The sequence below is a fragment of the Streptomyces flavochromogenes genome, from assembly GCF_000717595.1.
GTDB classification, from domain to species: domain Bacteria; phylum Actinomycetota; class Actinomycetes; order Streptomycetales; family Streptomycetaceae; genus Streptomyces; species Streptomyces flavochromogenes.
In genome coordinates this window covers 25,393-45,642 of record NZ_JNZO01000027.1, presented here as the reverse complement: position 1 = coordinate 45,642, position 20,250 = coordinate 25,393, and the positions used below count along the sequence as shown (strand labels likewise).

Here is a 20,250-nt window from a genome sequence, read left to right as displayed (position 1 = left end):
ACGACGGACCGAGGAGGTCGGCATGGGAGTGAGGAAGGCGATGGGCGGCTGGTGGCGGGCGCGGCGGGAGGCGGCGCGCCAGGACGCGGGGATGACCACGTCCGAGTACGCGGTGGGGACGATCGCGGCGGCGGGGTTCGCCGCGGTCCTGTACAAGATCGTGACCAGTGGGGCCGTCTCGGGAGCGCTGGAGTCGGTGATCGGGAAGGCTCTCGATGCGCCGTTCTGACCGCGGCTTCGTGACCGTGGAGGCGGCGCTGGTGCTGCCTGTCCTGGCGCTCTTCACGGTCGCCCTGCTCTGGGCGCTAGCGGCGGCCGCCGCCCAGATCCGCTGTGTGGACGCGGCGCGGGCCGGGGCACGGATCGCGGCCCGCGCCGAGCCCGTGGCCTCCGCCGAGTCGGCCGCGCGGGCCGCCGCGCCCGAGGGCGCCCGGGTCGTGGTGACGCGGTCGGGGGAGCTGTGGCGTGTGACGGTGGAGGCAGTGGCGCCGGGCCCCCGGGGGATGGGGCTGACCCTGCGGGCGGAGGCCGCGGCGCTCGCGGAGGACACGACGATCGGCGGCCCGGCGCCGACCGCCCCGGAGAGCGGGGGCCCGCCGTGACGGCCGACACGCGCGGCCGGGACCGGGGTGCGGCGACCGTGTGGGTGGCGTTCGCGGCCTGCGCGCTGTGCGTGGTGTTCGGGGCGGTGCTCGCGCTCGGCCAGGCGGTGGCGGCCAGGCACCGGGCCGGCGGGGCGGCCGACCTGGCGGCGCTCGCCGCTGCCGACCGGGCGCTGTGGGGCGAGGCCGACGCCTGTGCCGCCGCCTCCCGGGTGGCCGCCGCGCAGGGCGCCGAGCTGGTGGGCTGCGCGGTGCGGGGCGAGCTCGCGGAGGTGACCGCCCGGGTCGTGCGTGGTCCCTACCGGCCGGCGGTCAGGTCCCGGGCGGGACCTCCGGCGCCTCCGCCGGCGTCGTCTCGGGGGCCTCGGGTGCCGCAGGTGTCTCCGGGGGCTCCGGGGCCTCCCGGAGGATTTCCGTGAGCAGACGGACCGCACCGCGCTTGTGGAGGGGGTCGTTGCCGTTGCCGCACTTCGGGGACTGGATGCAGGACGGACAGCCCGCCTCGCACTCGCAGGAGGCGATGGCCTCCCGGGTGGCCGTCAGCCAGGCACGGGCCGTGTGGAAGGCGCGCTCGGCGAAGCCCGCGCCGCCCGGGTGGCCGTCGTACACGAAGACGGTGGGCAGCAGGGTGTCCGGGTGGAGCGGTACGGAGACGCCGCCGATGTCCCAGCGGTCGCAGGTGGCGAAGAGCGGCAGCATGCCGATGGAGGCGTGCTCGGCGGCGTGCAGGGCGCCCCCGAGGATCTCCGGGGCGATCCGGGCGGCGTCCAGCTGGTCCTCCGTGACCGTCCACCACACGGCCCGGGTGCGCAGGGTGCGGGGCGGCAGGTCGAGCTTGGTCTCGCCGAGCACCTCGCCCGTGATCAGGCGGCGGCGCAGGAAGGAGACGACCTGGTTGGTGACCTCGACGGAGCCGTAGCAGAGGCGGCCGGCGCCCCAGGGGATCTCGGTCTCGGTGTCCAGGACGGCGATGGCGGTGGTGTCGCGAGCGGTGGTGGAGTACGGCGGGACGGCCTCCTCCACGAGCGCCACGGAGTCCTTGAGGTCGAGCTCCCGCACCAGGTAGGTGCGGCCCTGGTGGAGGTGGACGGCGCCTTCGTGGACGGCAGTGTGGGAGGCGGCCTCGTCGACGGTGCCGAGGAGCCGGCCGGTGCCGGCCTCCACGATCCGGACGGGGCTGCCGCCGCCGCCCCGGATGTCCGTGAGGTCGGCGGCCCGCTCGCGGCGGGTCCAGTACCAGCCGGTGGAACGGCGGCGCAGCAGGCCGGCGCCCTCCAGCTGGGGCAGCAGGTCGGGGACGGCCGGGCCGAAGAGGGCCAGGTCCGCCTCGGTCAGCGGGAGCTCCGCGGCGGCGGCGCACAGGTGGGGGGCGAGGACGTACGGGTTGTCCGGGTCGAGGACCGTCGACTCGACCGGCTGGTCGAAGATCGCCTCCGGGTGGTGCACCAGGAAGGTGTCCAGCGGGTCGTCGCGGGCGATCAGGATCGCCAGGGCGCCCTCACCCGAGCGGCCGGCGCGGCCCGCCTGCTGCCACAGGGAGGCCCGGGTACCCGGGTAGCCGGCGATCAGAACCGCGTCCAGGCCCGAGACGTCCACGCCCAGCTCCAGGGCGGTCGTGGCGGCCAGGCCCAGGAGCTCGCCGGAGTGCAGGGCCCGCTCCAGGGCCCGGCGCTCCTCGGGGAGGTAGCCGCCGCGGTAGGCGGCGACCCGGCGGGCGAGCGCGCGGTCGGTCTCGGCGAGGCGTTCCTGGGCGATCACCGAGATCAGCTCGGCGCCGCGCCGGGAGCGGACGAAGGCGACCGAGCGGACGCCCTGGCGGGTCAGGTCGGTCAGCAGGTCCGCGGTCTCCGCGGTGGCGGTGCGGCGCACGGGCGCTCCGCGCTCGCCGTGCAGCTCGGTCAGCGGCGGCTCCCACAGGGCGAAGACCAGTTCGCCGCGCGGGGAGGCGTCGTCGGAGACCTCGGTGACCGGCAGGCCGGTGAGGCGGCCGGCGGCGAGGGCGGGTTCGGCGGAGGTGGCGGAGGCGAGGAGGAAGACCGGCTCGGAGCCGTACCGGGCGCAGATCCGGCGCAGTCGCCGCAGCACCTGGGCGACGTGGGAGCCGAAGACGCCCCGGTAGGTGTGGCACTCGTCGATCACGACGTAGCGCAGGGAGCGCAGGAAGGAGGCCCACCTGGGGTGGGAGGGGAGTATGCCCCGGTGCAGCATGTCGGGGTTGGTCAGCACGTGGTTCGCGTACTGGCGGACCCACTCGCGTTCCTCGACGGGCGTGTCGCCGTCGTAGACGGCGGGGCGGATCCGGTTGCCGAGCGGGGCGGCCAGTTCCCGGACGGCGCGCCGCTGGTCGGCGGCGAGCGCCTTGGTGGGCGAGAGGTACAGGGCTGTGGTCCCGCGACCGTTGGGGGCCTCGGAGCCGTCCAGGAGGGTGCTCAGGACCGGGGCGAGGTAGGCGAGCGACTTGCCCGAGGCGGTGCCGGTGGCGATCACCACGTTCTCGCCGTCCAGGGCGTGCTCGGCGGCTTCGGCCTGGTGTGCCCAGGGGTGCTCGATCCCGGCCGCCTCGATCGCCGCGATCACCTCCGGACGGATGCGATGCGGCCAGACGGCATGACGACCCTCCCGGGCGGGCATGTGCTCCGTATGAGTGATGCGCGCGGCCCGGCTCTCGCCCGAGGAGAGCCGGTCGAGGACCATGCCGGGAGAGGGGCGACTGCCCGTCTCTCCGGCCGGTCGACGGGGGCGCTGATTCTTGGCCATCGGCACCGAGTGTGTCACTGCCATGACGGACAATGCTTCCAAGGCGTCGTGCATGGCTGCTGGTAAGTGATTGAATGCCATCGCGGCTGGCGATCAGTTCCCTGACTCCCGCCCGGGAGACCCAGTGGGGACGATCGTTCGATAGCAAGGTGCTGGAGGATCCGTGGACCTGTCCCTGTCGACTCGCAATGTGTCCGGCGCTGGTGGTGACCGTACGGTCGTCGAGGTCGGTGGCGAGATTGATGTGTATACCGCGCCCAAGCTGCGCGAGCAGTTGGTCGAGTTGGTGAACGACGGCAGCTACCACCTGGTCGTCGACATGGAGGGCGTGGACTTCCTCGACTCCACCGGACTCGGTGTGCTCGTCGGCGGCCTGAAGCGCGTTCGCGCCCACGAGGGCTCGCTGCGTCTGGTCTGCAACCAGGAGCGCATTCTGAAGATTTTCCGGATCACGGGTCTCACCAAGGTGTTCCCGATCCACACCTCGGTCGACGAGGCCGTCAACGCCGTCGACTGAGCCCAGGGGGTTCCTATGGCCATCGTTGAACTCCGCTTCAGCGCTCAGCCCGAGCACGTCCGTACGGCCCGCCTGGTGGCGGCCGCGGTGGCGCGCCGGGCGGGGGTGGACGAGGCGGTCCTCGACGAGGTGCGGCTCGCCGTCGGCGAGGCGTGTTCGCGTGCCGTCGGGCTGCACCGCAGCAACGACGTCACGACGCCCATCAGGGTCGTGCTGACCGAGGAGGAGAAGACGTTCTCCATCGAGGTCGGCGACGAGGTCCCGGGTGCGGGGGTCGCGGCGGCCGATGCCGCCGGTGTCCCCGGCGCGCGGGCCGCGGCCCCGGCCGAGGAGTTCGACGACGCCGACGGTGAGGACGAGATGGGGCTCGCGGTGATCCGCGGGCTCGTCGACGATGTCGAGGTGAGCGCCGGCGAGGACGGCGGCACCATCCGGATGAGTTGGCCGGTGAGCTCGGCGGACGTCCTGTCCTGACCCGTACGGAGCCATGGAGCGCAACGAGAAGAGGCCCTGCCCCGCAGGGCCTCTTCTCGTTGCGCCGGAACCGGTCGCCGTCCGAACCCGCCCCGCCCCCCTCGAACCGGCACGCCCCGGAACCGCCCCCTGATTGGTGCATCCGCGCGGGGGGTTTCCGGCATCCCCGTACGCACCGGTTTGTCTCCCTATGATCCGTCCCCATGTACCCCACATCTCTCGCCGCGGCGGTGCTCACGAGCGGGAACCGGACGATCGTGTACGTCGTCGGCGCCGTCGCCCTCGCCGCGCTGGTCGTCGCGCGGCTCCTCGTCCGCCAGGTGCTCAGGGCCGGTGAGGGCACCGAGAGGATGAGGGAGATCGCCGCCGCCGTGCAGGAGGGGGCCAACGCCTACCTCGCGCGGCAGTTGCGGACCCTCGCCGTATTCGCCGTCGTCGTGTTCTTCCTGCTGATGCTGCTGCCCGCGGACAACTGGTCGCAGCGCGCGGGACGCTCCCTGTTCTTCCTGGTCGGGGCGCTTTTCTCGGCGGTCACCGGGTACATCGGCATGCGGCTCGCCGTACGGGCCAATGTGCGGGTCGCCGCGGCCGCCCGGGAGGCCACGCCGGCCGAGGGAGAACCCGAGAAGAACCTGACCGAGGTGGCCCACCGTGCCACCCGGATCGCGTTCCGCACGGGCGGGGTCGTCGGCATGTGCACGGTGGGCCTCGGACTGCTCGGGGCCGTGTGCGTCGTGCTCGTCTACGCCGCAGACGCGCCCAAGGTCCTGGAGGGATTCGGCCTCGGCGCCGCGCTCATCGCCATGTTCATGCGCGTGGGCGGCGGCATCTTCACCAAGGCGGCCGACGTCGGCGCCGACCTGGTCGGCAAGGTCGAGCAGGGCATCCCGGAGGACGACCCGCGCAACGCGGCCACCATCGCCGACAACGTGGGCGACAACGTCGGCGACTGCGCGGGCATGGCGGCCGACCTCTTCGAGTCGTACGCCGTCACCCTGGTCGCCGCGCTCATCCTCGGCAAGGCGGCCTTCGGCGACTACGGCCTGGCGTTTCCGCTGATCGTGCCCGCGATCGGCGTGATCACCGCGGTGGTCGGCATCTTCGCCGTCTCCCCGCGGCGTTCCGACCGTGGCGGGATGAGCGCGATCAACCGCGGATTCCTCGTCTCCGCCGTGATCTCGCTCGCCGGAGTGGCCGTCGCCGCCTTCGTGTACCTGCCCTCCTCCTATGCCGAGCTCAAGGGGGTCACGGTGCCGGGCATCCACGACCACACCGGTGATCCCCGGGTCCTCGCCCTGGTCGCCGTCGCCCTCGGCATCGTCCTCGCCGCGCTCATCCAGCAGCTCACCGGCTACTTCACGGAGACGAGCCGCCGGCCGGTCAGGGACGTCGGAAAGTCCTCGCTCACCGGCCCCGCGACCGTCGTCCTCGCGGGCGTGGCCCTGGGCATGGAGTCCGCCGTCTACACGGCGCTCCTGATCGGCCTCACCGTGTACGGGGCGTTCCTGCTCGGCGGTTCCTCGATCATGCTCGCGCTGTTCGCGGTCGCCCTCGCCGGTACGGGCCTGCTCACCACCGTCGGCGTGATCGTCGCCATGGACACCTTCGGCCCGGTCGCCGACAACGCCCAGGGCATCGCGGAGATGTCCGGGGACGTGCGGGGGGCGGGAGCCCAGGTCCTCACCGATCTGGACGCCGTCGGCAACACGACGAAGGCCATCACCAAGGGCATCGCCATCGCCACCGCCGTCCTCGCGGCCGCGGCGCTGTTCGGCTCGTACCGGGACGCCATCGCCACCTCGGTCGCCGAGGTCGGCGCGAAGGCGAACGAGCTGACCCTCTCGATGGACATCTCCCAGCCCAACAACCTGTTCGGTCTGATCCTCGGCTCGGCCGTCGTGTTCCTCTTCTCGGGGCTCGCGATCAACGCCGTGTCACGGTCGGCGGGATCGGTGGTCTACGAGGTGCGGCGGCAGTTCCGCGAGCACCCCGGGATCATGAACTTCACCGAGAAACCCGAGTACGGGCGGGTCGTCGACATCTGCACCAAGGACGCGCTGCGCGAACTCGCCACGCCCGGGCTGCTCGCCTGGGACAACGCGAAGAAGCTGGTCGAGGACGGGAACCACGGCGGCAAGGGCAGCGAGGCGCACGAGGCGACCGTCATCGGGGACACGGTCGGCGACCCGTTCAAGGACACGGCGGGACCGGCGATCAACCCTCTTCTGAAGGTGATGAACCTGGTCGCGCTGCTCATCGCCCCGGCGGTCGTGCGGTTCAGCTACGGGGGCGACGCGAGCGCCGGGCTGCGGGCGGCGGTCGCGGGGGTCGCGCTGATCGTCGTCATCGCCGCCGTATCGGTCTCCAAGAGGCGTTCCGTGACCGTGTCCTGACATGGCGTCCGGCCCGGCGTCGTACGAGCTGTCCGGACCGGCGTCGTACGTGGTGTCCGTCTCATTCCCGGGCGCGTAGGGGGTGCGTGAGAGTCCTCTCCCTTGGGTCAAAAGACTGCAATACGGGGCGAACCAGTCGCACGAAAGGTGGAAGTAGCCCGTTCGGCGTGTATGTTCCGGGGCCGAGAGCCTTGGAAGGGACCGATCCGGTGAACAAGAAGCTTGCGGCCGCACTGTCCGGCGGCGCGGTACTCGTGCTCGCGCTGTCCGGTTGCAGCGACGACGAGGGCAACAAGGTGGACGACTGGGCGAAGACGTTCTGCGACCAGGCCAAGCCCCAGATCCAGAAGCGGGCCGACGCCCACCAGATCATCATCTCGACGGCGGCGGACAGCAAGCCCGCCGACATCCAGGCCGCCGACTCGAAGGCGTTCCAGGACATCGCCGACGCCGACCGGGCGCTGGCCAAGGCCGTCGAGAGCGCCGGCGCACCGCCCGTCGAGAACGGCGAGAAGGTCCAGCAGGACGCGATCAAGGAGCTCAACGCGACCGCGGTGGCCTACGAGGGCCTCAAGAAGCAGGTCGACGCGCTGGACCCGACGAACCAGCAGAAGTTCGCGGACGGTCTCCAGGGTGTCGCCGACGGCCTGACCAAGATCGAGAAGATGGACCAGAACGCCCTGTCCAAGCTGGAGGAGGGCGAACTGGGCCAGGCGATGGCCAAGCAGCCCGGCTGCCAGAAGCCCACGGCCTCGACCCCGCCGAAGACCTCCGGCTCGGAGTCACCGAATCCCGGCTCCACCGCCTCCGGCTCCTCCGACAAGGCCTCGACGAAGCCGGCCAAGCCGACCTCGTCGGCCAAGACCGAGGAGTAGTCCCGCCCGGGGTTCCGCCCCCGCCCGGACCCGAGCCGGGGCGCTCCACCCGGACCCGACGGGGGTCCCGCCCGGGCCCCGCCGGGCCCGGGCCGGGGCACCCCGCCGGACCCGGTGGCAGCGGTGATCCGCCGCGCGCCGCCGGGGCGACTGCCGGCCCCGGCCAGGTCCATGGATGCCTGCCGACGGGTCGGCCGCCCGGTTGTCGGTGGCGGCGGTCACAATGGAGCGGTGAGTACGACCAGCCTGCCTCCCCGCCTCCCGATGCCCGCGCACGCCGCCCGTCTGCGCGAGACGCTGCTCGCCGCCGACTTCACCGCCGACGGACTCCTCGACCTGCTCGGCGCCCCGGCCTACGCCGCGCTCGCCCGCAGCGAGACCGTGCCCGCGCTGCGCGCCACCCGCGGTGACTCCCCGCTGGAGACCCTCGTCCGGCTCTTCCTGCTCCAGCAGGGTGTCGGGCACGAGAGTGCCGCCGCCGCGCTCCCGCTCGACGAGGCCCTCACCGACGGCTGGGTGGTCCGCGAGGACGGGACCGTGTCCGCCACGGTCGACATCCGGCCGTACGGCGGGCCCGACGGCGAGGACTGGTTCATCGTCTCCGACCTGGGCTGCGCCGTCGGCGGAGCCGGCGGGATCGGCAAGAAGGACGAAGGGGTCGTCCTCGGCGTCGGAGGTGCCTCCACCACCCTCGCCGGGATCACGGTCCGTACGCCGGTCTCCTCCGCGCTCGACCTCGGCACCGGCTCCGGCATCCAGGCCCTGCACGCCGCGCAGCACGCCACCCTGGTCACGGCCACCGACCTCAACCCGCGCGCCCTGGACTTCACGCGGCTCACCCTCGCGCTCTCCGGGGCCCGGGAGGCCGAGCTGCTGACCGGCTCGCTCTTCGAGCCGGTCGACGGGGACACGTACGACCTGATCGTCTCCAACCCGCCGTTCGTGATCTCCCCCGGCGCCCGGCTCACCTACCGGGACGGCGGGATGGGCGGCGACGATCTGTGCCGCACGCTCGTGCAGCAGGCGGGCGACCGGCTCAACGACGGCGGGTACGCCCAGTTCCTCGCCAACTGGCAGCACGTCGAGGGCGAGGAGTGGCAGGACCGGCTGCGGTCCTGGGTGCCCGCGGGCTGCGACGCCTGGATCGTGCAGCGCGAGGTCCAGGACATCACCCAGTACGCCGAGCTGTGGCTGCGCGACAGCGGAGACCACCGCGGCGACCCGGACGCGTACGGGGAGGCGTACGGGCGCTGGCTCGACGAGTTCGAGGCCCGCAAGACCCGCGCGGTGGGCTTCGGCTGGATCACGATCCGGCGGAACGAGGCCGTGGCGTCCGGCGCCGTCGAGCCGTCGATCGTCGTCGAGGAATGGCCGCACCCCGTCGAGCAGCCCCTCGGCGCCACCGTCCTCGCCCACTTCGAGCGCCAGGACTACCTGCGGACCCACGACGACGCGGCCCTCCTCGCCGACCGTTTCACGCTCGCGACCGAGGTCGTGCAGGAGCAGGTCGGACTCCCCGGCGCCGAGGACCCGGAGCACGTCGTGCTCCGGCAGAACCGGGGGATGCGCCGCGCCACCCGGGTCGACCACGTCGGCGCCGGCTTCGCCGGGGTCTGCGACGGCACCCTCAGCGCCGGCCGCATCCTCGACGCGATCGGGCAGCTGATGGGCGAGGACCCGGTGATACTGCGCGACCGCACCCCGCAGGCGATCCGGCTGCTCGTGGAAGAGGGCTTCCTGCTGCCCGTCGGGGACGGGGACGGCGCTTGATACGGATCGAGCTGGACGAGGCCTCGCTCGGGGCGACCCGGATCGCGATCAGCCCGCTGAGGGACGCCTTCTGCTCGATGCACCTCGCGCTGCCGCACCGTCACCCCTCCTGGCCGTACCAGGAGTGGGTCGGGCAGGCGCGGGAGGTGTGGCGCGAGGACGACCGGCTCCGGCCGCTGTGGGACCTGTTCGCCGACGGGCGGTACTCGGTCTCCGACTTCCTGCTGCCCCGGCCGTTCGGCACGGTCCACATCCACGAGGAGCTCGCCGCGCTGCGGGCCACCGACCCGGAGTTCGTCCGCGCCCAGGTGGCCGTCTGCTACCCCGGCATGCCCGACGCCCCCTTCGTACAGCCCTATCTGAGGGACCCGGAGGCGGCCTGTGCGGCGCTCGCCGACGCGTACGCGGCCTACTGGGAGGGCGCGATCGAGCCGTACTGGCCGACGATGCGACGCCTCGTCGAGGACGAAGTGCTCGTCCGTGCCAGGACGTTCGCGACCGAGGGCGTCGACGCGCTGTTCACCGGCCTGGAGGCCCGGGGACGGTGGCAGCCGCCCGTACTCGAACTGACCAAGCACGTCGACGCGGAGTACGCGCCCGGCGAGCGGCGTCTCGTCCTCGTGCCGCTGGTCTTCGCCGAGGGCTGCCGGCTGTACTCGACGGACGACCCCGAGGTGTTCGCGCTCAGCTTCCAGGCCCGGGGCGCGGGCGCCCTGCGCGAACCGCCCGAGCCCGTCGCCGAGGACCGGCTCGGGCTGATGCTCGGCCGCGGCCGGGCCGCGGTACTGCGCGAGCTGGGCGGGCCGCTGACGACGGCGGGCCTCGCCGACCGTCTCGGCCTCGCGCCCAGCACGGTCTCCGAGCATCTGTCGGTGCTCGCGGAGGCGGGTGTCGTGACCCGGCACCGGGTCGGACGCTCGGTGTACTACCAGCTGACGGACACCGGCCGTTCACTGCTCGCGCTGCTCGCCGGGGAGGGCGTCCTCACGGCCGTGGCCTGACGGCAGTCGGCCCGCCGACCGGCCGACCTGACGACAGGCCCTGCCCGCCGACCGGCCGACCTGACGACAGGTCCGGCACGTCGACAGGCCCGACCCGCCCGCCGGCAGGCGGTGGCCCGGCGACCAGCCGTGGCCCGACGATTCGGGGCCTTCCGAATCGTTGGCCGCACCCCTCCGCGGGCTCCTACCGTCCGGCGCATGCTCGCAATCGAGGCGGACGCGCTGCGCCGCACCTACACCGGCAGGACCGGGTGGCCGAAGTCCCGGCGGACCGAGACCGAGGCCGTCCGCGGCGTCACGTTCGACGTGGCGCCGGGGGAGCTGTTCGGGCTCCTCGGGCCCAACGGTGCCGGGAAGACCACCACCATCAAGATGCTCAACACCCTGCTCCTGCCGACCTCCGGCACGGCCCGGGTGTTCGGTCACGACATCGCCCGCGACCCCGTCGCCGTACGCCGCAGGATCGGGTACGTCTTCGGCGGCGACCGGGGTCTGTACGACCGCCTCTCCGCCCTCGACAACCTCCGCTACTTCGCCGAGCTGTACGCCGTCCCCGCCCGCGAACAGAAGCGTCGCATCACCGAACTCCTCGACCTGGTGGGCCTCCTGGGCCGGGAGAAGGAACGCGTCGAGGGCTACTCGCGCGGCATGAGGCAGCGCCTCCACATCGCCCGCGGTCTGCTCCACCGCCCCGACGTCCTCTTCCTCGACGAGCCGTCCATCGGCGTCGACCCCGTCGCCGCCCGCGATCTGCGCCGCACGGTCGCCGACCTGGCCGCGGCCGGGACGACCGTCCTGCTCACCACCCACTACATGGCCGAGGCGGACGAGCTCTGCGACCGGATCGCCGTCATCGCGGGCGGCCGGATCCGCGCCCTCGGCACCCCCGACAGCCTCAAGTCACTCGTCCGGGACCGGGATGTGCTGGAGATCGAGGCGTACGGCGTCGACGAGGAGCGGCTCGACCGGCTGCGGCGGGTGCCGGGCGTGCGGGGCGTCTCCGCCGAGGACCGGGGAGCGCTGCAGACCGTGACCGTGCAGACCGGACGGGGAGCCTCCGAACTGCACGGACCGGTCGTCGCCGCGCTCGACGGCGTACGGATCGGCCGGGTCACCAGCCGCGAACCGTCCCTGGAGGACGCCTACATCGCGATCGTGGAGGAATCGGCGGGCGCCGCGCGGGAGGTGACGCCGGTATGAGCGGCCGCACCGTCGACCCGCGGCGCGTGCCGCGGCTGATCCTCGTCGGAGTCCGTACGCACGTCTCGTACATGTCCCGCTCCCCGATCGAGATCACCTTCGCCGTCCTCGTCCCCCTCGTCTACGCGACGCTCGCCGTCTATCTGTTCCGCGCCGCGGGGGACCCCGACCGGCTGCTCACCGCCTCCGTCGGGGCCGGACTCATGGGCATCTGGGGCTCGGTGCTCTTCGGTTCGGGCGGCGCCGTGCAGAACCAGCGCTGGCTCGGCACCCTGGAGACCCTGGTCGTCGCGCCGACGCCGCTCGCGCTCGTCCTGCTCCCGATCACCCTCGCGACGGCCGTCATCGGCACGTACGCGATGGGCGCGACCGTCCTGTGGGGCGTCCTGCTCTTCGACGTGCCCCTGGACTTCGCGCACCCGCTGCTCTTCCTGGTCGCCGTCCCGGTGTGCGTGCTCGCGCTCGGCATGACCGGGCTGCTGCTCGCCGCCACGTTCGTCCTGCTGCGCAACGCCAACGCGCTCGCCAACCCGCTCGACACCCCCGTCTGGCTGCTGTCCGGGCTGCTCGTGCCCGTCACCGTGCTGCCCGCCTGGACCCACCCGGTCTCCTGGGCCCTGCCCACGACCTGGGGCGCGCGGGCCGTGCACGCGGCGACCTCCGGGGGCGACGTGCTCGGCCCGCTGCTGCTCGCCGCCGGGCTCGGCGCCGTCTACGCCCTGGCCGCCGTCCTCGTCCTCGGGCGGGTGGAGCGCCGGGCGCGCGCCGCCGCGACCCTCGCCCTCACGTGAGACGTACGAGAACCCTCACCCGACCTTCGAGAGGCACGACAACCATGTTCCGTTTCCTCGGCACCGCGCGGCTCGTCGTCGTCGGCGGGGCGATCTCCTACCGGGCCCTCTTCAACTGGACGACCCCGCCGATGTTCATCGGAACCCTGCTGGTCGGGCCGCTTCTCCAGGTCTTCTTCTTCGTCTGTCTGGGGCGTGAACTGGGGGTCGCCGACGACCGTTTCCACCTCGTGGGCAACGCCGTCCTCGCGGCTTCCGCCTCCTGCGTGTACGGCGGCACGATGGCCGTGGCCAACGAGCGCCGGTACGGCACGCTCGGCGCGGTCCTGCTGTCGCCCCGGCACCGGGTCCCGCTGTGGATCGGACGCGCCCTGCCGTATGTGCTCAACGGGCTGTTCGTCAGCGCCTTCGTGCTCACCGCCGCCTCGCTCGTCCTCGGGCTGCCGGTGCCCGCCGGGGCGCTGCCCGGTCTGGGCCTGGTCCTGCTCGTCGCGGCCGGTGCCTGCTCGGCGTTCGGGCTCGCGCTCGGTGCGCTCGGGCTCCGCTTCCGCGATGTGTTCCTGGTGTCGAACGTGGCCAGTTCCGTACTGCTCCTGTTGACCGGCGCGGCCGTACCCCGGGAGACGCTGCCGGAGTGGATGCGGGCCGCCGGTGAGCTGCTGCCGCTCACGCACGCGGCGGACGCGGCGCGCGGGCTGACCGCCGACGGCGGTCTCGACGGCTCGCTGCTCGGGGCGGAGCTCGCCGTGGGCGTCGGCTGGGGGCTGCTCGCCGTCGTCCTGCTCGGTCTCTTCGAGCGGGGCAGCAGGCGTCGGGCCACCCTCGACACGATGTGACAGAAGAGACGGGGAGAGAAAGCCGGGAAGTGCGAGAAGTGACGAGTGGGTCACTACCGGCCATCTTCGTGAAACCGTACGCGATGCTCCGCGTCGTTCACCCGGAATTCGCACCCACGACGCCGGGAGGTGTCAGCCTCGGCTGCGGGAGACCAACACCGCACGTGAACGGAACGGGGTACGGGCATGGAGAGCGGGCCGGCGATCTTCGCGGGGGCGGCGTTCACGCTGTTCGGAGGCGCGCTGCTGCTGTGGACCACCGTGCGGACACTGCACGGCGAGCCCGTCGCCCACGGGGTCGCCCCGCGTGCCGCCGTCGCGCTGACGAGCGTCTTCGGCGCCGCCTTCCTCGTCCTCGGCGTCTGGTGCTTCGGTCGTCTCTGACCCCCTCCCCGATGCCCTCCTGATCTTGGCGCGCCCCGCCCGACCGGGAGTCCGGGCGGCAGGAATGCCAGGACTCGGGTTACCGTTCGAGTGGCCGTTGCGGGCTTTCGCCGTTTGACACGGGGGCGGGTTGTACCGTCACACTCCGCAGCGACGGGAGCGTCACCGTCCGTGCCGCTGCCGTGCGTGCCAGCGCCGTACGTGCCAGAGAGTGTCGATCCGGAGAGAAGAGCGAAGTTGTCCCCGACCAGCGAAGCCGCACACGGCGGCCGCCGACTCGTCATCGTCGAGTCGCCTGCCAAGGCGAAGACGATCAAGGGCTACCTCGGCCCCGGCTACGTCGTCGAGGCGAGCGTCGGGCACATCCGGGACCTTCCCAGCGGCGCCGCCGAGGTGCCCGAGAAGTACACCGGTGAGGTGCGCCGCCTCGGCGTCGACGTCGAGCACGACTTCCAGCCCATCTATGTCGTCAATGCCGACAAGAAGGCGCAGGTCAGGAAGCTGAAGGAGCTCCTCGCCGAATCCGACGAGCTCTTCCTCGCCACCGATGAGGACCGCGAGGGCGAGGCCATCGCGTGGCACCTCCAGGAAGTCCTGAAGCCCAAGGTCCCGGTCCACCGGATGGTCTTCCACGAGATCACCAAGGACGCGATCCGCGAGGCCGTCGCCAACCCGCGCGAGCTGAACCAGCGCATGGTCGACGCCCAGGAGACCCGCCGAATCCTCGACCGCCTGTACGGCTACGAGGTCTCGCCGGTCCTGTGGAAGAAGGTCATGCCGAAGCTGTCGGCGGGCCGCGTCCAGTCGGTGGCCACCCGCCTCGTCGTCGAGCGGGAGCGCGAGCGCATCGCCTTCCGTTCCGCCGAGTACTGGGACCTCACCGGCACCTTCGCCACCGGCCGCACCGGTGACGCCTCCGACCCGTCGCAGCTGGTCGCGCGCCTCGCGGCGGTCGACGGCAAGCGGGTCGCGCAGGGCCGTGACTTCGGCGCCGACGGCCGACTGAAGAGCGAGAGCGTCCTCCACCTGGACGAGACGAACGCCCGCGCCCTGGCCGCCGCGCTCGCCGACACCGCGTTCGCGGTGCGCTCGGTCGAGTCGAAGCCGTACCGCCGCTCCCCGTACGCCCCCTTCCGCACCACCACCCTCCAGCAGGAGGCGAGCCGCAAGCTGGGCTTCGGTGCGAAGGCGACCATGCAGGTGGCGCAGAAGCTGTACGAGAACGGCTTCATCACCTACATGCGTACGGACTCCACGATCCTGTCCGACACCGCCGTCTCGGCGGCTCGGGCGCAGGTCACGCAGCTCTACGGCGCCGACTACCTGCCGGAGAAGCCGCGCGTCTACGCGGGCAAGGTCAAGAACGCGCAGGAGGCGCACGAGGCGATTCGTCCTTCGGGTGATCGTTTCCGCACCCCGGCGGAGACCGGTCTGACCGGCGACCAGTTCCGGCTGTACGAGCTCATCTGGAAGCGGACCGTCGCCTCCCAGATGAAGGACGCCACCGGAAACTCGGTCACCGTGAAGATCGGCGGCCGGGCCGCCGACGGCCGGGACGCCGAGTTCAGCGCCTCCGGCAAGACGATCACCTTCCACGGCTTCATGAAGGCGTACGTCGAAGGCGCCGACGACCCGAACGCGGAACTCGACGACCGCGAGCGGCGTCTGCCGCAGGTCGCCGAGGGCGACGCGCTGACCGCCGACGAGATCACCGTGGACGGCCACGCGACCAAGCCGCCGGCCCGCTACACCGAGGCCTCACTGGTCAAGGAGCTGGAAGAGCGCGAGATCGGCCGCCCGTCGACGTACGCGTCGATCATCGGCACGATCCTCGATCGCGGCTACGTCTTCAAGAAGGGCACGGCCCTGGTGCCGTCCTTCCTGAGCTTCGCCGTCGTCAACCTCCTGGAGAAGCACTTCGGGCGGCTCGTCGACTACGACTTCACCGCCCGGATGGAGGACGACCTCGACCGCATCGCCCGCGGCGAGGCCCAGTCCGTGCCGTGGCTGAAGCGCTTCTACTTCGGCGAGGGCGAGGGCGGTACGGCCGCCTCCGGCGGTGCCGCGGACGCCGGCAACGGCGACGGGGACCACCTCGGCGGACTCAAGGAACTCGTCACCGACCTCGGTGCGATCGACGCCCGCGAGATCTCCTCCTTCCCCGTCGGCAACGACATCGTGCTCCGCGTCGGCCGCTACGGCCCCTACGTCGAGCGCGGCGAGAAGGACGCCGAGGGCCACCAGCGCGCCGACGTCCCCGAGGAGCTCGCACCCGACGAGCTGACCGTCGAGCTCGCCGAGGAGCTGCTCGCCAAGCCGAGCGGCGACTTCGAGCTGGGCGCCGACCCGGTCAGCGGCAACCAGATCGTCGCGAAGGACGGCCGCTACGGCCCGTACGTCACCGAGATCCTGCCCGAGGGCACCCCGAAGACCGGCAAGAACGCGGTGAAGCCGCGCACGGCCTCCCTCTTCAAGTCGATGTCCCTCGACACCGTCACCCTGGAGGACGCGCTCCGGCTGATGTCCCTGCCCAGGGTCGTCGGCGCGGACGCCGAGGGCGTCGAGATCACCGCGCAGAACGGCCGCTACGGCCCGTACCTGAAGAAGGGCACGGACTCGCGGTCGCTCACCGAGGAGGAGCAGCTCTTCACGATCACCCTCGAAGAGGCGCTCGCGATCTACGCCCAGCCGAAGCAGCGGGGCCGGGCCGCGGCCAAGCCGCCGCTGAAGGAGCTGGGCACCGACCCGGTCAGCGAGAAGCCCGTGGTCGTCAAGGACGGCCGCTTCGGCCCGTACGTGACGGACGGCGAGACCAACGCCACCCTGCGGACCGGGGACAGCGTGGAGGAGATCACGCCGGAGCGCGGTTACGAGCTGCTCGCGGAGAAGCGGGCCAAGGGACCGGCGAAGAAGGCCGCCAAGAAGGCCCCGGCCAAGAAGGCGACCACCGCGAAGAAGACCGCCACGAAGGCCGCGGCGAAGAAGACGACGACGGCCGCGAAGAAGACGGCCGCGAAGAAGACGACGACGGCCAAGAAGACGACCGCCGCGAAGAAGACGGCGGCGGCGAAGCCGGAGTAGTCCCCGCAGGACGAGAAGGGTGGGGTGGAGGCGCAGGCCTCCACCCCACCCTTCTCCTTGTCACAGCCTCGTCCGGATGTTCGGGCGGAGGCCGCGGGGAGCAAGACCGTCCGGATAGGGTGGACGGATGACGCGAGCAGAGCAGCCAGACCGCCTCGGCGATTCCGACGCCGCACTCGTCGCGGATTCCAGGGAGCGTGCCGTACGCGCCCTGTTGCGCCATCAGCCACTGCGCAGGTTGTGGAGCGCCCACTTCGTCGGCAGCACCGGGGACGCGCTCGCCCTGCTGGTGCTCGTCCTCCTTGGCCTCCAGGCCGCCGTGACCGAGGGCGCGCTCGGCGGGGGTGAACGGGGCGCCGCGTTCGCCGTGGCCGCCGTCGTCGGCGCCCGGCTGCTCGCCTCCGTCCTCTTCGGGGCCGTCCTCCTCGGCCCGCTGACCGCGCTCACCGGACCGGGCGGCGCGCTCGACCGGCGCTGGACCATGATCGGCGCCGACGGTGTCCGGATCGCGCTGCTCGTCATCGCACCGCTGTGGATCGACTGGACCCCCGGCAGCGCCCTCTGGTACCTGCTCGGCACCGTCTTCGCCACCGGAGCGGCCGAGCGGCTCTGGACGATCAGCCGCGAGGGCGCCGCGCCCGCGCTGCTGCCCGCCCCGCCGATCGAGGGCGGAGCCGTCCGACCGCTGCCCGACCACCTCGGCGCGCTGCGCCGGCTCTCCCAGCGCACCGCCTTCCTCGCCGTCCCCGCCGCTGCCGCCGTCCTGGTCGTCGCCACCCTGATCGGCGACCTGCTCGGCGCCGGGATCGACTGGTTCACGCTGCACCAGGCCGCCCTCGGCTCGTACGTCGCCGCCGGTCTGTTCGCCGCCTCCGTCACCGTCCTGTACGCCATGGCGCTGCCCGGCGGGGACACCCCCCGGCCCCGCTCGCCCCTGGAAGGGCTGCGCCGGCCGACCGAGAAGGGCGCCGAGGGAGGCGTCGAGAAGGGCCGTACCGGAGCCCTCTCGCTGCTCGTCCTGACCTGCGCCACCGTCGCCGGAGCCATCGCCGCGGCCGCGTCGGTCGCCGTACTCCACGCCTACGACCTGGGCGGCGGGCCCGTCACGTACGCGCTGCTCGTCCTGGCGCTCAGCGGCGGCACCGCCGTCGGCATCCGCACCGCCCGCTCGGTCCTGCCCGTCCTGTCCCGGCGCCGGCTGCTCGCTCTCGTCACCGCGGTCACCGGGGTCGCGCTGATCGCGATGGGCCTGGTGCCGGACACGGCGACCGTGCTGCTCCTCTCCGTCCTCGCCGGATACGCCGCCGGAGTCGCCGCGAACACCGGGCACACCCTGGTCGACCAGGAGACCGAGGAGCCCCGCCGGGCCCGCACCACCGAGCACCTCCAGGCCACCGCCCGCGTCGGCATGGCGATCGGCGCGCTCGCCGCGCCGCTGCTCGCCGCCGCGATCGGACCGCACCGGCTCGCCTCCGACTCGGGGACCTTCGTCTTCGAGCACGGCGGCGCCGCCTTCACGCTCGCCCTGATCGGCGCCCTGCTGCTGCCGGTCGCCGCGCTCGTCCTCGCGAAGACCGACGACCGGGCGGGCGTCCCGCTCCGCCGCGACCTGCGCGACGCGCTGCGCGGCTCCGACCCGGTGCAGGCGCCCTCCGCGACCGGCTTCTTCATCGCCCTGGAGGGCGGCGACGGCGCCGGCAAGTCCACCCAGGTCCAGGCGCTCGCCGAGTGGATCCGGGCCAAGGGCCACGAGGTCGTCGTCACCCGCGAGCCCGGCGCCACCCCCATCGGCAAGCGCCTCCGCTCGATCCTCCTCGACGTGTCGTCGGCGGGGCTCTCGAACCGCGCCGAGGCGCTGCTGTACGCGGCCGACCGTGCCGAGCACGTCGACTCCCTGGTCCGGCCGGCCCTGGAGCGGGGCGCGATCGTCCTCTCCGACCGGTACATCGACTCGTCCGTCGCCTACCAGGGCGCGGGCCGTGACCTCTCCCCGACCGAGATCGCCCGCATCTCGCGCTGGGCGACCGACGGACTCGTCCCGCACCTGACCGTGGTCCTCGACGTCTCCCCGGAGACCGCGCGGGAACGGTTCACCGAGGCGCCCGACCGCCTGGAGTCCGAGCCGCCGGAGTTCCACGCGCGCGTACGGGCCGGATTCCTCGCCCTCGCGGCCGCCGACCCCAGCCGCTACCTCGTCGTCGACGCCGGGCAGGAGCCCGAGGCCGTCACCACCGTCGTACGCCACCGGCTCGACCGGATGCTTCCGCTCTCCGAGGCCGAGGTGAAGGCCGTCGAGGAGGCCCGCCGGAAGGCCGAGGAGGAGGCGCGCCGCCGCGCCGAGGAGGAAGCCGCCCGTAAGGCCGAGGAGGAGCGACTGGAGCGCGAGCGCCAGGAGCAGCTCGCCAAGCTCCGTGCCGAGGAGGAGGAGCGCAAGCGGCGCGAGGAGGAAGAGGCGCGCCGTCTGGAGGCCGAGCGTCAGGCGGAGGAGGCCCGGCGCAAGGCCGAGGAGGCCCGCGTCGCCGCCGAGGAGGAGCGCAGGCGCCTCGCGGCCGAGGAGAAGGCCCGCAAGGAGGAAGAGGAACGTCTCCGCAAGGAGGCCGAGGAGGAGGCCCGGCTGCGGGCCGAGGCGGAGGAACGCCGCCTGGAGAAGCAGCGCAAGGCGGAGGAGGCCCTGCTCCGCGCCGAGGAGGCCCGCCGGATGGCCGAGGCCGCGGCTGCCGCGAAGGCGGCGGAGGAGGCCGCGGCGAAGGCGGCCGCCGAGAAGATCGCGGCCGAGGCCGCCGCCAAGGCCGCGGCGGAGCGTGCCGCGGCCGAGCGGGCCGAGGCGGAAGCCGCCGCGGCCCTCCGCGCCGAGGCGGCCAAGGCCGCTGCCGAGCGTGCCGCCGCGGAGAAGAAGGCAGCGGCGGAGGCCAAGGCCGCCGCCGACGCGAAGGCCGCGCGGGACAAGGCCGAGGCCGAGGCGGACGCCGCCGCCGAGCGGGCCGCGCGTGCCGCCGAGGCCGCGGCCGTCGAGCTCTCGGCCAACGAGGTCACCCAGCCGACCCCGATCGTGAAGCCCGATCCGCGGATCGCGAAGCCGAGCACGACGCGGGCCGGGGCGCGGGAAGGCAAGCCCGCCCGCGAGCCGGACGCGCCGACCGTCTCGCCCGAGGAGGTCACCGTCGCCACGCCGATCGTGAGGATGACGAAGCCGGAGGCGGAGACGAGCGTCCTGCCCCGGATCGGCGAGGAGCGCGCGGCCGACGAGACCGCCGTCCTGCCTCCCGTGCGGGACACCGAGTCGACCGCCGTGCTGCCGTCCGTCCGAGACACCCCGGAGTCCGACCCGGTCGACCGGGTGCCGCGGGGCATCTTCCGGGACGCCGGGTCCGCCCGGCAGCAGCCGCAGGGGGCGAACGACCGGACCCGCGAGCTGCCCCAGCTCGACGAGAACGGCCGGCCCCGCCGCCGCTCCGACTGGGCGGAGGAGACCCCGCTCGACGATCTGCCGACGCTCGCGGACGAGCTGTTCGGCCCGCACGACGACGAGGACGAGGGCCCGCGGCGCCGCCGCTGAGCCTCTCCCCCCG

Annotated in this window: 16 protein-coding genes; 15 read left to right on the top strand and 1 reads right to left on the bottom strand. The window is 73.1% G+C overall.

The window, feature by feature from the left end; genetic code table 11:
• Positions 1-22: 22 nt before the first annotated feature.
• From IF00_RS0130020 to IF00_RS44130, 3 genes are read left to right on the top strand one after another with little or no spacing between them, the layout of a single operon-like run.
• The gene (locus IF00_RS0130020) at positions 23-229 is read left to right on the top strand and encodes a DUF4244 domain-containing protein (protein WP_245234674.1); all 207 of its coding nucleotides are present in this window, start codon (positions 23-25) and stop codon (positions 227-229) included.
• A complete protein-coding gene (locus IF00_RS0130015) occupies positions 216-602 on the top strand; it encodes a TadE family type IV pilus minor pilin (RefSeq protein WP_078944897.1) in 387 nt (128 codons plus the stop codon). Before IF00_RS0130020 ends, IF00_RS0130015 begins: the two co-directional genes overlap by 14 nt.
• Complete coding sequence (locus IF00_RS44130; protein WP_078944896.1) at positions 599-1,021, top strand: Rv3654c family TadE-like protein; 423 nt, start codon at positions 599-601, stop codon at positions 1,019-1,021. Before IF00_RS0130015 ends, IF00_RS44130 begins: the two co-directional genes overlap by 4 nt.
• On the opposite strand, the gene IF00_RS0130010 is transcribed toward IF00_RS44130, so the two are convergent.
• On the bottom strand, positions 915-3,440 hold the full coding sequence (locus tag IF00_RS0130010) for a DEAD/DEAH box helicase (protein ID WP_078944895.1): 2,526 nt from the start codon (positions 3,438-3,440) through the stop codon (positions 915-917). The genes IF00_RS44130 and IF00_RS0130010 overlap by 107 nt on opposite strands.
• A gap of 82 nt (positions 3,441-3,522) precedes the next feature.
• Between IF00_RS0130010 and IF00_RS0130005 the strand changes: the two genes are divergently transcribed.
• From IF00_RS0130005 to tmk, 12 genes are all read left to right on the top strand, one after another.
• Positions 3,523-3,876 (top strand): STAS domain-containing protein, encoded by a 354-nt coding sequence (locus IF00_RS0130005; protein WP_015034520.1) that lies wholly within the window; start codon positions 3,523-3,525, stop codon positions 3,874-3,876.
• Positions 3,877-3,891: 15 nt separating this feature from the next.
• Positions 3,892-4,350, top strand: a complete 459-nt coding sequence (locus IF00_RS0130000; protein WP_030323426.1) for an ATP-binding protein — start codon at positions 3,892-3,894, stop codon at positions 4,348-4,350.
• A 203-nt stretch (positions 4,351-4,553) separates the two neighbouring features.
• Positions 4,554-6,743, top strand: a complete 2,190-nt coding sequence (locus tag IF00_RS0129995) for a sodium-translocating pyrophosphatase (protein ID WP_030323422.1) — start codon at positions 4,554-4,556, stop codon at positions 6,741-6,743.
• Between the two features lie 209 nt (positions 6,744-6,952).
• Entirely contained in the window at positions 6,953-7,618 is a 666-nt protein-coding gene (locus IF00_RS0129990) for a hypothetical protein (protein WP_037639332.1), read from the top strand.
• A gap of 264 nt (positions 7,619-7,882) precedes the next feature.
• Entirely contained in the window at positions 7,883-9,388 is a 1,506-nt protein-coding gene (locus IF00_RS0129985; RefSeq protein WP_037639330.1) for a DUF7059 domain-containing protein, read from the top strand.
• Complete coding sequence (locus IF00_RS0129980) at positions 9,385-10,389, top strand: ArsR/SmtB family transcription factor (RefSeq protein WP_030323414.1); 1,005 nt, start codon at positions 9,385-9,387, stop codon at positions 10,387-10,389. Before IF00_RS0129985 ends, IF00_RS0129980 begins: the two co-directional genes overlap by 4 nt.
• 198 nt (positions 10,390-10,587) lie before the next feature.
• Positions 10,588-11,589: an ABC transporter ATP-binding protein gene (locus IF00_RS0129975; protein ID WP_051820680.1), complete on the top strand. Its 1,002-nt coding sequence runs from the start codon at positions 10,588-10,590 to the stop codon at positions 11,587-11,589.
• Positions 11,586-12,380, top strand: a complete 795-nt coding sequence (locus IF00_RS0129970; RefSeq protein WP_030323409.1) for an ABC transporter permease — start codon at positions 11,586-11,588, stop codon at positions 12,378-12,380. Before IF00_RS0129975 ends, IF00_RS0129970 begins: the two co-directional genes overlap by 4 nt.
• 44 nt (positions 12,381-12,424) lie before the next feature.
• A complete protein-coding gene (locus IF00_RS0129965) occupies positions 12,425-13,216 on the top strand; it encodes an ABC transporter permease (protein ID WP_030323407.1) in 792 nt (263 codons plus the stop codon).
• A 186-nt stretch (positions 13,217-13,402) separates the two neighbouring features.
• Positions 13,403-13,600: a hypothetical protein gene (locus IF00_RS0129960; protein WP_030323406.1), complete on the top strand. Its 198-nt coding sequence runs from the start codon at positions 13,403-13,405 to the stop codon at positions 13,598-13,600.
• Between the two features lie 237 nt (positions 13,601-13,837).
• Entirely contained in the window at positions 13,838-16,681 is a 2,844-nt protein-coding gene (topA, locus tag IF00_RS0129955; RefSeq protein ID WP_030323404.1) for a type I DNA topoisomerase, read from the top strand.
• Between the two features lie 127 nt (positions 16,682-16,808).
• Positions 16,809-20,237, top strand: a complete 3,429-nt coding sequence (gene tmk, locus IF00_RS0129950) for a dTMP kinase (RefSeq protein WP_030323403.1) — start codon at positions 16,809-16,811, stop codon at positions 20,235-20,237.
• The last annotated feature ends 13 nt before the right edge of the window (positions 20,238-20,250 follow it).

Excerpts from the sequence above, each read along its gene's own strand:
- IF00_RS0130020 (WP_245234674.1), top strand. The coding sequence starts at position 23 with ATGGGAGTGAGGAAGGCGATGGGCGGCTGGTGGCGGGCGCGGCGGGAG.
- IF00_RS0130015 (WP_078944897.1), top strand. The coding sequence starts at position 216 with ATGCGCCGTTCTGACCGCGGCTTCGTGACCGTGGAGGCGGCGCTGGTG.
- IF00_RS0130010 (WP_078944895.1), bottom strand. The coding sequence starts at position 3,440 with ATGGCATTCAATCACTTACCAGCAGCCATGCACGACGCCTTGGAAGCA.
- IF00_RS0130000 (WP_030323426.1), top strand. The coding sequence starts at position 3,892 with ATGGCCATCGTTGAACTCCGCTTCAGCGCTCAGCCCGAGCACGTCCGT.
- IF00_RS0129995 (WP_030323422.1), top strand. The coding sequence starts at position 4,554 with ATGTACCCCACATCTCTCGCCGCGGCGGTGCTCACGAGCGGGAACCGG.
- IF00_RS0129985 (WP_037639330.1), top strand. The coding sequence starts at position 7,883 with ATGCCCGCGCACGCCGCCCGTCTGCGCGAGACGCTGCTCGCCGCCGAC.
- IF00_RS0129975 (WP_051820680.1), top strand. The coding sequence starts at position 10,588 with ATGCTCGCAATCGAGGCGGACGCGCTGCGCCGCACCTACACCGGCAGG.
- IF00_RS0129970 (WP_030323409.1), top strand. The coding sequence starts at position 11,586 with ATGAGCGGCCGCACCGTCGACCCGCGGCGCGTGCCGCGGCTGATCCTC.
- IF00_RS0129965 (WP_030323407.1), top strand. The coding sequence starts at position 12,425 with ATGTTCCGTTTCCTCGGCACCGCGCGGCTCGTCGTCGTCGGCGGGGCG.
- IF00_RS0129960 (WP_030323406.1), top strand. The coding sequence starts at position 13,403 with ATGGAGAGCGGGCCGGCGATCTTCGCGGGGGCGGCGTTCACGCTGTTC.
- tmk (WP_030323403.1), top strand. The coding sequence starts at position 16,809 with ATGACGCGAGCAGAGCAGCCAGACCGCCTCGGCGATTCCGACGCCGCA.